The organism is Rhizobium rhododendri (genome assembly GCF_007000325.2).
Classification (GTDB): domain Bacteria; phylum Pseudomonadota; class Alphaproteobacteria; order Rhizobiales; family Rhizobiaceae; genus Rhizobium; species Rhizobium rhododendri.
In genome coordinates, this window is sequence record NZ_CP117267.1 from 2,241,106 (window position 1) to 2,253,053 (window position 11,948).

An 11,948-nucleotide genomic window follows, 5' to 3' on the forward strand; every position below is an offset into this window, starting at 1 on the left:
AAATCAAATGATACTCTCAAGTTTATTTATATATTCGCGAATTTTTTCTGTCATTTTTTTGTAAAAAATCTAAAATTAAGTTTCGCCTCATAAAGTAAAAACAATAAGGTATTTTTCGATAGTGAAGCGAAGCTGATTTTTACTGATATTTTTGGCAACAGGATCTCACTCGCCCATGGCGAGTTGAGGCTGCCCCTGCCCAAGCACTCCCTTGGCACCGAGACCAAGGATGGCGTAAAAGAGGATCATGCTTGCAGTATTTGAAAAAGCCGCGTTGGAAGCGGGTCAGGCCATTCTGGCCGTCTACCGCTCCGGACATGCGGTGACCCGGAAACTCGACCTGTCGCCCGTAACTGTTGCGGATGAGAGGGCGGAGGTGATCATCCTTGCCCATCTTGCGGCGGCTTTTCCGGACATTCCCGTCATCGCGGAAGAGGCAGTGGCCGCTGGCTACAGTCCGGCAACCGGCACGACGCCGTTCTTCCTGGTCGATCCGCTCGACGGCACACGTGAATTCATCGAGCATCGCGACGAATTTACCGTCAACATAGCCTATATCGTTGACGGCAAACCTGTTGCCGGAATCGTCTATGCCCCTGCCCTCGGCGTGGCCTTCACAGGCGAGGATGGCGTGGCTGAAAAGCTGGTGGTGGATGCCGACTTCAGGATCGCCAGCCGCACGCCGATCACCGCGCGCCAGGCTGGTAAAACGCTGACGGGGCTCGCCAGCCGCTGCAACGGCAACGACCGAACCGACGACTTTCTCTCCGACAACGCCGTCAGCGCCTGCACGATGATCGGCTCCTCGCTGAAATTCTGCCTGCTCGCCGAAGGCAAGGCGGACGTTTATCCGCGTTTCGCAAGGACGATGGAATGGGACACGGCCGCCGGCGATGCCGTGCTTCGCGCAGCAGGCGGAACGACAGTCACCCTCGATGGCAAACCGCTCGGCTATGGCAAGCGAAACCAGCCGACCGACAGCGACTTCGCCAACCCCGACTTCATCTCATGGGGCGCACGGAATACAGCTTCCGGGGGATAAACCGTCCGGAAAATCCAGCAAAAACAACGCCGACTAGCGTTTTTCATCCCCGCACCCTCCATCGGCTTTAAACTCCACGGTGAATGACGCCGGCAAGCTGACCTGAAAGCTCCGGCCCACACCGCGGGAGATGCCCATGTCAGACCAGACCGCCAACCTATCCCTGCCCTATATCCTGCCATCCCAGGCTCAAAAGCACGTCACCCATAACGAAGCGTTGCAACGGCTGGATGCCATGGTCCAGCTCGCCATCACTGCGACCCGCTCATCGCCACCGCCCGACCCCATCAGCGAGGGCGACTGCTATCTCGTCGCGTCGGCGGCGACAGGCATCTGGTCAGGCAAATCCGCACAATTGGCTCTCAGGCAGGACGGAGCCTGGATTTTTCTGCAGCCCCGCACCGGCTGGCGCGCCTGGTTCAAGGCCGACAACCGCCTTCGCGTCCTCGAAGGCGGCACCTGGAGCGAAATGAGCCTCCCATCCGAGGGCACGATGTCTGCGCTCGGCATCAATGCGTCTACCGATGCCACCAACCGCCTCACCGTCAGCGCTGCAGCAACGCTGTTCAACAATGCCGGCAACGGCCACCAGATCAAGGTCAACAAGAACTCTTCCGGCGACACTGCCTCACTGCTCTTCCAGACCGGTTGGTCTGGGCGCGCGGAACTGGGACTGGCGGGCAACGACAGTTTCTCCATCAAGGTCAGCCCGGACGGTGGGACATGGCAGACCGGGCTGTCAGTGTCGCCGCAGGGCATCGTCGACATGCCGCAACAACCGGCCGCGCGTGCATCGCTCGCCGTCGGCGCGCTGACACCGTCGAGCGGCAGCCAGACCGGCTTTACACAGTTGAGCGCCGCGCGTGGCGGCTTCGCACTCGGCACGAGCCTCGGTAGCAGCCTCGGCAATCGCCTCGTGGTGCCGGCCGCAGGTCTTTATCTTCTATCATTGAGCGCAAGCATCCTCACCTCCGCTGGGCATTCCGCCAGCCTTGTCGCCAACGGCAGCACCACGCTTGCCACCGCCAGTGCCGTGGCAAGCAGCAACCCGTTTCGCCACAGCGGCGTGGGATTGGCCATCCTTAACGCCGGCGATCTGCTGACCTTGCTTCATTCCGGCACGGCGCAATACGATTTCGGCGCCGGTAAAACGGAGATAACCATAGTCCGGCTTTGAGAAATTAACGGAGAGGCCGGCAGATCCAAAAACTGCCGGTCAATGGCTCGGCCGGCACCGAACGCATCCCCCGACCTCGCCTCCGCACCGAAAAGCGCGCCCAACGATCCACCAGTTTGCGCCAATCTCTGAGAGATCAGCTGGATGCCATTGAAAAAATACAAAATAATTTCAGCTGTTCACTGCTGCTCAAAAACACAAAATACTGAATTAGCGACTTAAAAGAAATCCCGCGAATCAGCCAGTTTCTGCGCGAACATAAGGACTTGGCGGCGATCGGCGACGATTGGAAAGCCGCCGCAAATCACTTGCGCGCCACACTCCGTAAAATTGTTATCAAAGTGTTACTGAGGGCTTAGTCAATTTTTAAATGTGGCGAGATACAGTCCTGGAAGTGGTCTTGAGTGTGTGTAGAGAGTCCAATGACCGAAATGATACGTCCCCGGGTGAAATACGTCATCGGCCCCGATGGCAGCCCCCTTACGATTGCTGACCTGCCCCCGCCCAATACGCGGCGCTGGGTCATCCGCCGTAAAGCTGAGGTTGTCGCGGCTGTGCGCGGTGGCCTGTTGAGCCTGGAAGAAGCCTGTGACCGCTATACGCTGACGGTCGAGGAGTTTCTGTCTTGGCAGTCCTCCATCAGCAGCCATGGTCTTGCCGGCCTGCGCACCACGCGCATCCAGCAATATCGCCACTGACGCGATAACCTGATCTTCACAGAACCTATTTTTTCGGGCCCGATCCATTCCTCAGGAGGAAATGGAGGAGGCCCGAAATTATTGTCGAGCCCGCGTAAAACCAGAGACCGGGCTGCGTGAAAGCGCTCGCCAGACCACTGGTCTTGGCAGCCGCGATTACAATTGCCACGAGCATCACATCCATCATCGACCAGCGCGAGAGTTGCGGAACGACCCGCTCGAAAAATGCCCCGCCTTCGCCCCTGCCATCGCTGGACAGGGCCTCCATCGCCAGGGCCACGAGTTTCACGATCGGCAACCCGATCGACACGACAGCCACGACTACCGAAAGCACAACGTTGCCGCTCTGCCAGAGCGATGCGACGATGGCAAGCAACGACGGCGTCTCGCTGAAAAATAGAGCCGGTCGAAACGCACCAGCGGCAAGACCAAGCCGAGGGCCAGGAAAAATGGCGCCGCAATCAGGAGAACGGCCCTGACGCTCCTGATGTCCATGACCCGATCCTCCAAGACGATGCTGCGGGTGCAGCGATAGCCTGAAGCCGGCCCGGGGCGCAACTGTGCCCCGAATGGAGAGCGGTCGGAAAAACGCCAAAAACCGTGCATGGCTGGCCACCAGGCCAGTCATGCACGGCTCTTCGCGATGACTTTCACAAACCCCAGCGAAGATGCGATCAGGCGCGGGCTCTCGCCCCCCCGTCACGCTCTTCCAGCGCTGCCGCCTTGGCATACTCGGCCTGCATCTCTTCGAGAGTGCTTTCCAAGGCCTCCTCCTGCGTCCGCAGTTCCCGGATCGAGACCTGCAGGTTGTCCGCACGCTGCCGCGCGGCCTTGGCAAAAGTCGGATAGGCAAAGTGGTTCGGGTCCGTAATTCCGGACTTTTTCTCTTCCAAGACGATCTGGCTCTCCAGATCCTTGGTCATCCTGTCGAATTCCGCTGTCATCATTTGCAACTGCTGCAACTGGCGACGTTTTTCGTTTACCTGGAACTCTTTCAGACGGACTAGGCTCTCACGTGACTTCATACGCATTACTCCCGTGATGAGAGACCCCGGATCTCTACACATTACCCGCCCACGTCGATTTGAATCGCAATGGGACAAAAAAATTCCGGCGGCGTTAACAAAAAGCTACCTCTGGTAACCTTTCGTTTACGGGCATCGTTAATGATAGGCCCTATCATTTAAGGGTCGGTAAATACCTCGGACGAAATCGAAACAAAGGCATTATCGATTCAAAAGAATCAGTTGGCTTATTTTCTTAATGTAGAAGTTAAGAAAATCGGAATGCTGATTTGCGTGGAAAATCAGGGAAGTGAGAAAAATATTTAATAAAGTCGATACAGCTTGCCAGATGGAATCAGAATTTGTTAACCATTCCGTGGCAGCTTTCAAATCAGGCAGTGGTTGAATCGGTATCGCGTAGGAGGCTTTCGACCTTTCGGCGGCGGTAAAGGGGAATATTATGCGGGTTCTACTCATTGAAGACGACAGCGCGACAGCGCAGAGCATCGAATTGATGCTCAAATCCGAAAGCTTCAACGTCTACACGACCGACCTCGGTGAAGAGGGCGTGGATCTTGGCAAGCTGTATGACTATGATATCATTCTACTCGATTTGAACCTTCCAGACATGTCTGGCTACGAAGTTCTTCGTACGCTGCGTCTGTCGAAGGTCAAGACACCGATCCTCATCCTCTCCGGCATGGCCGGCATCGAGGACAAGGTTCGCGGTCTCGGCTTCGGTGCCGACGATTACATGACAAAGCCGTTCCACAAGGACGAACTGGTCGCTCGCATTCATGCGATCGTCCGTCGCTCCAAGGGTCACGCCCAGTCGGTCATCTCGACGGGCGAACTGATCGTCAACCTCGACGCCAAGACCGTCGAAGTCGGCGGCCAGCGTGTCCACCTGACTGGCAAGGAATACCAGATGCTGGAGTTGCTTTCGCTCCGCAAGGGTACGACCCTCACCAAGGAAATGTTCCTGAACCACCTCTATGGCGGCATGGACGAACCGGAACTGAAGATCATCGACGTCTTCATCTGCAAGCTTCGCAAGAAGCTCGCCAATGCGGCCGGCGGTGCGAACTACATCGAAACAGTCTGGGGCCGCGGCTATGTGCTGCGCGAACCGGAAAGCAGCAGCTACGCCGAAAGCGCCTGAGCTACCCGACGGAACCCGACCACTGCCACATATCAAAAATCCCGCCTCGGCAACGAAGCGGGATTTTTAGTGGCAATCGTTCGGGCGAAGCAGATCGGAAACTTGCGTGCTTGATCCTCAGGCTGCGATGGCGCGGTTGCCGAACACGGCCGTCAGGATCTTGCGGTCGAATGGCTTCAGCAGGAAATCTGTCGCCCCTGCCCGCTTGCCGGCCATCAACTTCTTGAGATCGGCTTCGACGACACAGTAGTAGATTTTCACGTCCTTGCCCTCTGGCATGGCGCGGATCGCGGCAATAAGCTCGAGCGCGCCGTCCATGCCGGCATCGACGATCATGTAATGCGGAATACCGGATTCGAAACGGCTCAGCGCTTCGTGCGCGTTCGATGCCTCGCTGACGAGGAAATCGAGTTCGGACAGAATGCGCATGCCGACCTTGCGCACGACGTCGGATGTGTCGGCTATCATGAACCGCTGCATGGGCAACTCCTTTGCATCGAACCACTGTCCAAGGAACGCGTCTTCGCGAAAGACGATAGTGGCTCGACGCTAAAGAAATCGTTACTTTTCCCCGTCAGCGCAACGCAGGGTTAAGCCGCCCGCATCTCTACGACGTATGTTATCTCTTCGGCCGTTGCGGTGTAGGTGATGTCCATCCCGCTCTCGTCGGCCAGCAGCACCGTGTAATAGGGCTGCACGGAATGGGCATCGATCGCTTCCTCGATGACACCATTGCAGATCTCGGCGAATTTCGCCGGAACGCGCATCAGCTTGCCCTTGACGACAAGTGTGAACTTCGCGTCGAATTCTGGATTTTCGAGGGTCACGTCGATCGTGCCGCCGCGCGGGATGGACGCATAGGCGACCAGGAACAGGTTGAGAAGCAGCTTGACCCGGTTCTTGGCGACAATCGCCCGCGGTCCGTTCCAGACGACGGTTGCCTTCTTCTCGGCCTCGGCGAAATCCTTGGCGGCGCGCTCGGCTTCGCCCGTATCGATGGAAGCACCGACAGACCCGGATGCACCGAAGGCGATGCGCGCAAACTTCAGCCGTACCGAGGCATTCAGCGCGCTCGTGCGGATGAGATCCATGGCATCCGCATCAGCGCCGCCCTCGTCCAGCAGTTCCAGTCCGTTGTTGATGGCGCCGACGGGCGAAATGACATCGTGGCAAACGCGGCTGCACAGGAGCGCGGCCAGATCCGTCCCATTCAAAGTCAGATTCGGATTTCTTGACATTCATTGTCTCCTGTATGCCGGGCGAGGTTTCATGACCTGACATTGGCACGGCAAGTTTGCACGGGGATTACCAGTTTCAGCATCTGTTGCGCCATAAAGACACCATATTTGGTAAACCGATTGTTAAGAGGATCAACGCAAAATGCGGCCATCGTCGGGCGCATGCTTTGCGCCCACTGAGATGAACGGATGAGCCTATGCGCAATCAAATCCTACGCAGACTATTCGGCCTCGGAATGGTGGCTGCATTCGCCGCCCTCGTCAGTGTTTCCTTGCCCATGCGCGCGGCGGAAGCAGCGCCCAACAGCGGCCAGTACACCGTTCAGGAGATCATCGACGCCGGCCATTCTTTCTTCGGCTCCACCAGCGGCGGCCTTGCCAAGGTTGTCGAGACCGCCTTTGAGCGCTACGGCCTGCCGAACGGCTACATCCTCGGACAGGAGGGCTCCGGCGCCTTCATCGCCGGCCTGACCTATGGCGAGGGCCAGCTCAACACCAAGAACGCAGGCGAGCACCCGCTCTACTGGCAGGGTCCATCGCTCGGCTTCGACTATGGCGGCCAGGGCACCCGCGTCATGATGCTGGTCTACAACCTCGCCAACACCGAAGCGATCTACACCCGCTTCGGAGGCATCAGCGGCCAGGCATTTGTGATCGCCGGCGTCGGCATGACCGCGCTGAAAAACAACAACATCGTCGTCGTGCCGATCCGCACCGGTATCGGTGCCCGTCTCGGCCTCAACCTCGGCTATCTCAAGGTCACGCCGCAACCGACCTGGAACCCCTTCTGACCAGGCGACCCCGACCGCGATATTAACCGCGCACGGACATGAAGCTTGCCCGATGGCAGGCTTCCTGCTTAATTTCCACCTCCGCTCTATGCCCAAGTACAGGTGATTGCCGCGCCGTGATACAATTTGCGCTACTGTTCGGTTTAGGCTTTCTGACGGCGGTAATCCTCGTGTGCATGGTGGCGCCTGTCATCCATCGCCGCATCGTCCACTTCACGGAAAAGCGCCTGCGCGCCACGATGCCCTTGAGCGCCCAGGAAGTGCGTGCCCAGAAAGACATGGCACGGGCGCTCTATGCCGCAGAAAATGCCAAGACCGAGCAGGCCCTCTCCCGACAGCGTGAAAAGAGCATCGCCCTTCAAATCGCGCAGGAAGTTGTAAAAAAGGAAGCCGGGCGGCTGGCCATGGAAAACGAACAGTTGCATGCCCAGATCAACGATATGAGCGTGGAGGCCAGCGACTTGCGGGCACGCCTGCGCCGCGAGGAGAGCAACATCAGCCAGTTGCGGTCGTCCTTGCGCGTTTCCGAGCTGGCCCATGCGGAGAAGGAAGCCGATCTCGACAGCCTGCGTAAACGCATCGACAGGATGGCGGTCGACGCCGACAACACGAAGATCGACCTTGCCGCGCGCGAAGCAGAGATCGAGAACCTGCGTGTCCGCTTCAACGGTCTTCGCACCGAAAGGGATGCGGCGCGCAGTGAGCTCGAGACCTTTACGAGGCGCGCAACCGAAGCCGAGATGCGCCTCGGCGAGGAGCAGAACAAGGTGACCCGGCTCGAGGAAAAACTGAGCCGCGAAGTCGCATCCAACGCCGACCAGCAAAACCTCATCGCGCGCCGGGTCGAAGAAGTGACGCGCCTCAAACAAAAACTGAAGATGGCAACGACCGACGCCAAGGAAGCCGCGAAGTCGTCGAGACGTGCGGCAGGACCTGCCAAAGCGACCGCAGCCGATGGGACGAAAAACGTGAAATCCACAAGTAGCGCACCGGCTGACACTGACACGGTTGCTGATGACGCCGAACCCGCTTTGGGAGCGGACATCGCGGTGCTCGCCGACGACGCCCGCAATCGCAGCACGGCCCTCTCGGACCGGCTGCTCAAATCCCGCTCGACCGCCCAGGATGGGGCTCTGCGCGAAGAGATCGCCACCATCGCCGCCAGCATGGTGGCGCTTACGGCGCTTACCGAGGGCAAGCAGTCGCCCATCCATGCCTTGCTCGAGAAAAATGGAGAGAGCGACAGCGGCGACCGCAGGAGCCTTGCCGATCGCGCCTCCGAACTGCTCGAGAAACCGTCGGTCTAGATCCGCCCGGCAGACGATGCCATGGCAAAAAGCGCAATGCCGGTGGCCGTCGCCACGTTGAGGCTGTCCAGCCCCGGCGCCTGCGGAATGCGCGCGGTCCGGAAGCGCGAAAGGATGGAGCGAGGCAATCCCTCCCCTTCCGTGCCCACCACCAAGGCCAGCCGATCCGATGGCGGCACAACGGCAATCGACGTTTCGCCGCGTGGCGAAAGCCCCCAGATGGCGAAGCCACGGGCATCGAGCGCGTCGAGAATGGCAAGATCGGAGCCGGCCCGACAATAGGGCAAGGTCAGCACCGAGCCGACCGAGACCCGTACTGCCTTGCGATAAAGCGGATCGCAACTCGTCTCGTCGAGAAGAATACCGTCGGCACCGAAGGCCGCAGCATTGCGAAACATCGAACCGACATTGTCATGATTGGAAATGCCGCACCCGACCAGCAGCAGGGCCGATTTCGGCAGACTGTCGATGAAGGCAAGCGGATCGTCCGTGACTACACGGCGCCCGAGTGCAAGCACGCCACGATGCAAATGGAAGCCGACGATGGCATCGAGCACCGGCGCCTCCGCCACATAGACCGGCACATCACGCGGCAGCGCCGCGATGATGTCGGCGAGTCCCGCCGCACGGTTGCGCAGCAACAGCACCTTTTCAGCGACAAAGCCGCGCTCGGCACGGTGCGCCTCGGCCAGAAGCCGCAGCACCACGGTTCCCTCGGCAATGAAGCGGCTTTCACGGCCGGTCAGGTCGCGCTCGCGGATATCGCGGAATGCGGCGATGCGCGGATCGTCGGCATCCGCGATGATGGTCAACCGGTCCTCGCTCATCGGGCTATCCGTCAGGGCGTCGGCAGCGAGACCGTCGAGACGATGCGGCCAACGCCATAGTCGAACACGATCGCCTGTCGCTGGCCGGATATGGTCACGCCGTAAAACAACATCTGGTTGCCGGAGAGACTGACCGACTGCACCGAAAAGCCCGCCGGCAGCGCCACGGAGGACGAAACCGGAGCATCCGAAGGCACGCCGCTCGTCGCAACACCCTTGGCCGCCGGCCGCATCGCCTTGTAGACAATGGCACCGAACACCGCCATAAGGCTCACCACCATGACGGCACCCGAGACGATCATCAGCCGTACCATCTTGCGCCGCACATTTTCCATTGCCGGATCGAGAGGCTTTTCGTCCTGGTCGTCTGGCTTGAGACTTGTCATGAATACGTCCTGTTCTTGATCTCGCCGGAGAGAAGCGTTTGAACGACCCCTTTAAAGAAACCGATGCCATTAGCAAAGTGCTGATCGCCGACGAAGCCGCAGAAGGCCGCCTTGATGCCTGGTTGACCGCGCAACTCGGCGACGACATTTCGCGCAGTCGCGTCAAGGTGCTGATCAAGGAAGGTGCAGTGCTGCGCAACGGCGAGCCGATGACCGATCCGCAGCGCAAGGTCCGGCCGGGCGAGCGTTTCGAGATCACCATGCCGGAACCGGAAGATCCGACGCCCCAGGGCGAGGACATTCCGCTCGACGTGCTCTACGAAGACAGCGACCTCATCGTCATCTCCAAGCCCGCCGGCCTCGTCGTTCATCCCGGCGCCGGCAACTGGACGGGGACGTTGGTCAATGCCCTCATCCATCACTGCGGCGACACCCTGTCTGGCATCGGCGGCGTCCGCCGTCCCGGCATCGTCCACCGCCTCGACAAGGACACCACCGGTGTCATGGTTGTCGCCAAGAACGACATCGCCCACCGCCACCTGTCGGCGCAGTTTGCCGATCACGGTCGGACGATGCCGCTTGAACGCGCCTACCGCGCCATCGTCTGGGGCCGGCCGCGCCAGCTCAACGGAACGATCGATGCGCCACTCGGCCGCTCGACCGGCGACCGCACGAAGCGAGCCGTACAAAAGCCCGACCGCGATGATTCGGACGAGGCGATCACCCACTACACGGTGCTCGAACGCTTCCACGAGCAGCCGGATGCGACGGCGCTAGCCGCGTTGGTGGATTGCCGCCTCGAAACCGGCCGCACCCACCAGATCCGCGTTCACATGGCCCATATCGGTCATCCGCTGCTCGGCGATACCGTGTATGGTGCTGGCTTCCGGACCAAGGCGAACCTTTTGGCGGATGAACGCAAGGACATCGTCAGCCGCTTCCCGCGCCAGGCGCTGCATGCCTACCTGCTGCAGTTCGAACATCCGCGCACCGGCGAAATCCTGCATTTCGAAGCCGCTCTGCCCGACGATATGCTGGAGCTGGCCGAGGCTCTCCGCAAATAGTGCATGGATCTGGACATCTGAGCGCGAAGAGCTTATAAAGCGCTGATTGTTCAGGATCTTCGCCAGCATGCCGGTTATGCGCTGGATAATTTCGATATCGCCAATAATAATTGGCCTCTGGTGCATCTCACCGGTCACACATGCGTGACACAGTTCTTGAATCCCAGTTTCGTCATACTTATTTATAACTAGACTTAGTGCGGGGTCTGCCATAACCGCACGTGCTGGCCCGCTTTTCGCCATGTTGAATGGCGTCTCGAAGGGGCTGGTTTCCAACAAGGAGGGTGCTTCATGGCCCGCAATAACTTGCCATCCATTACCGCCGGCGAGACCGGCCTCAATCGCTATCTTGACGAGATCCGCAAGTTCCCAATGCTGGAACCGCAGGAAGAGTACATGCTCGCCAAGCGTTATGCCGAGCACGCCGACCGTCAGGCAGCCCATAGACTTGTCACAAGCCATCTCCGTCTGGTGGCAAAGATCGCCATGGGCTATCGCGGCTACGGCTTGCCGATCGGCGAAGTCGTGTCCGAAGGCAATGTCGGCCTTATGCAAGCCGTCAAGAAGTTCGATCCGGAACGTGGCTTCCGTCTGGCCACCTACGCCATGTGGTGGATCAAGGCCTCGATCCAGGAGTACATTCTGCGCTCGTGGTCGCTGGTGAAGATGGGGACGACCGCCAACCAGAAGCGGCTGTTCTTCAACCTTCGCCGCCTCAAGGGCAAGATCCAGGCGATCGATGAAGGCGACCTCAAGCCTCATCAGGTGACCGAGATTGCCACGACTCTGAAGGTATCCGAGGAGGAGGTCATCTCGATGAACCGCCGCCTTTCGGGCGACGCATCGCTGAATGCGCCAATCAAGGCTGCGGAAGGCGAAGGCGGCCAGTGGCAGGATTGGCTGGTGGACAACCACGAGAGCCAGGAAGCGGTTCTAATCGAACAGGACGAACTCGAGACGCGCCGCAACATGCTGGCCCGTGCAATGAGCGTGCTGAACGACCGCGAACGCCGTATCTTCGAGGCTCGCCGCCTGTCGGAGGATGCCGTGACCTTGGAAGACCTGTCGTCCGAATTCGATATCAGCCGCGAACGTGTCCGCCAGATCGAAGTGCGTGCCTTTGAAAAGGTCCAGGAGGCTGTCCGCAAGGACGCCCTCGACCGCGCCAAGGGCCTGCGCGTCGTGGAAGCAACTGCATAAGCATCCGGTCCACAGACCGGATGTGTTGAAACTAAAAAAGGCGGGCCCGTTC

13 protein-coding genes and 1 pseudogene are annotated in these 11,948 nt (G+C 59.3%); 8 read left to right on the forward strand and 6 right to left on the reverse strand.

Translation table 11 applies throughout. The features are described from left to right. The first annotated feature begins 247 nt into the window (after positions 1-247). The 3 genes from cysQ to sciP all read left to right on the forward strand — a co-directional run bounded on the left by cysQ (position 248) and on the right by sciP (position 2,917). On the forward strand, positions 248-1,042 hold the full coding sequence (cysQ, locus tag PR018_RS10940; RefSeq protein ID WP_142823519.1) for a 3'(2'),5'-bisphosphate nucleotidase CysQ: 795 nt from the start codon (positions 248-250) through the stop codon (positions 1,040-1,042). 136 nt (positions 1,043-1,178) lie between these two features. Further along, on the forward strand, positions 1,179-2,219 hold the full coding sequence (locus PR018_RS10945) for a DUF2793 domain-containing protein (RefSeq protein ID WP_142823520.1): 1,041 nt from the start codon (positions 1,179-1,181) through the stop codon (positions 2,217-2,219). A gap of 422 nt (positions 2,220-2,641) precedes the next feature. Continuing rightward, positions 2,642-2,917, forward strand: coding sequence for a CtrA inhibitor SciP (sciP, locus tag PR018_RS10950; protein WP_111222512.1), 276 nt, complete (start codon positions 2,642-2,644; stop codon positions 2,915-2,917). Between the two features lie 25 nt (positions 2,918-2,942). On the opposite strand, the pseudogene PR018_RS10955 reads toward sciP, so the two are convergent. Together PR018_RS10955 and PR018_RS10960 are read right to left on the reverse strand one after the other, a co-directional pair. After that, positions 2,943-3,412, reverse strand: a pseudogene (locus PR018_RS10955) (paraquat-inducible protein A). Between the two features lie 179 nt (positions 3,413-3,591). Continuing rightward, entirely contained in the window at positions 3,592-3,942 is a 351-nt protein-coding gene (locus PR018_RS10960; protein WP_111222510.1) for a flagellar export protein FliJ, read from the reverse strand. A 439-nt stretch (positions 3,943-4,381) separates the two neighbouring features. Here PR018_RS10960 and ctrA point away from each other — a divergent pair, with 439 nt between their 5' ends. Beyond that, complete coding sequence (ctrA, locus tag PR018_RS10965; RefSeq protein ID WP_111222509.1) at positions 4,382-5,083, forward strand: response regulator transcription factor CtrA; 702 nt, start codon at positions 4,382-4,384, stop codon at positions 5,081-5,083. A gap of 117 nt (positions 5,084-5,200) precedes the next feature. On the opposite strand, the gene PR018_RS10970 is transcribed toward ctrA, so the two are convergent. Together PR018_RS10970 and chpT are read right to left on the reverse strand one after the other, a co-directional pair. Beyond that, the gene (locus PR018_RS10970) at positions 5,201-5,563 is read right to left on the reverse strand and encodes a response regulator (protein WP_111222508.1); all 363 of its coding nucleotides are present in this window, start codon (positions 5,561-5,563) and stop codon (positions 5,201-5,203) included. 110 nt (positions 5,564-5,673) lie between these two features. Then, positions 5,674-6,321, reverse strand: a complete 648-nt coding sequence (chpT, locus tag PR018_RS10975; protein ID WP_142823522.1) for a histidine phosphotransferase ChpT — start codon at positions 6,319-6,321, stop codon at positions 5,674-5,676. 278 nt (positions 6,322-6,599) lie between these two features. On the opposite strand from chpT, the gene PR018_RS10980 reads away from it, so the two are divergent. Together PR018_RS10980 and PR018_RS10985 are read left to right on the forward strand one after the other, a co-directional pair. Continuing rightward, a complete protein-coding gene (locus PR018_RS10980; RefSeq protein WP_224127810.1) occupies positions 6,600-7,112 on the forward strand; it encodes a DUF1134 domain-containing protein in 513 nt (170 codons plus the stop codon). Between the two features lie 116 nt (positions 7,113-7,228). Continuing rightward, positions 7,229-8,419 carry a coiled-coil domain-containing protein gene (locus PR018_RS10985; RefSeq protein WP_142823523.1) on the forward strand — a complete coding sequence of 397 codons (1,191 nt, stop codon included), beginning with the start codon at positions 7,229-7,231 and terminating at the stop codon, positions 8,417-8,419. Here the strand turns inward: PR018_RS10985 and PR018_RS10990 are convergent. Both PR018_RS10990 and PR018_RS10995 read right to left on the reverse strand, forming a co-directional pair. Continuing rightward, entirely contained in the window at positions 8,416-9,246 is an 831-nt protein-coding gene (locus PR018_RS10990) for a TrmH family RNA methyltransferase (RefSeq protein WP_142823524.1), read from the reverse strand. The genes PR018_RS10985 and PR018_RS10990 overlap by 4 nt on opposite strands. 11 nt (positions 9,247-9,257) lie before the next feature. Beyond that, positions 9,258-9,632, reverse strand: a complete 375-nt coding sequence (locus PR018_RS10995) for a hypothetical protein (RefSeq protein WP_142823525.1) — start codon at positions 9,630-9,632, stop codon at positions 9,258-9,260. Between the two features lie 38 nt (positions 9,633-9,670). Here PR018_RS10995 and PR018_RS11000 point away from each other — a divergent pair, with 38 nt between their 5' ends. Both PR018_RS11000 and rpoH read left to right on the forward strand, forming a co-directional pair. Further along, positions 9,671-10,696, forward strand: a complete 1,026-nt coding sequence (locus tag PR018_RS11000; RefSeq protein ID WP_142823526.1) for an RluA family pseudouridine synthase — start codon at positions 9,671-9,673, stop codon at positions 10,694-10,696. 291 nt (positions 10,697-10,987) lie between these two features. Further along, on the forward strand, positions 10,988-11,896 hold the full coding sequence (gene rpoH / locus PR018_RS11005) for an RNA polymerase sigma factor RpoH (protein WP_111222501.1): 909 nt from the start codon (positions 10,988-10,990) through the stop codon (positions 11,894-11,896). Positions 11,897-11,948: the final 52 nt, after the last annotated feature.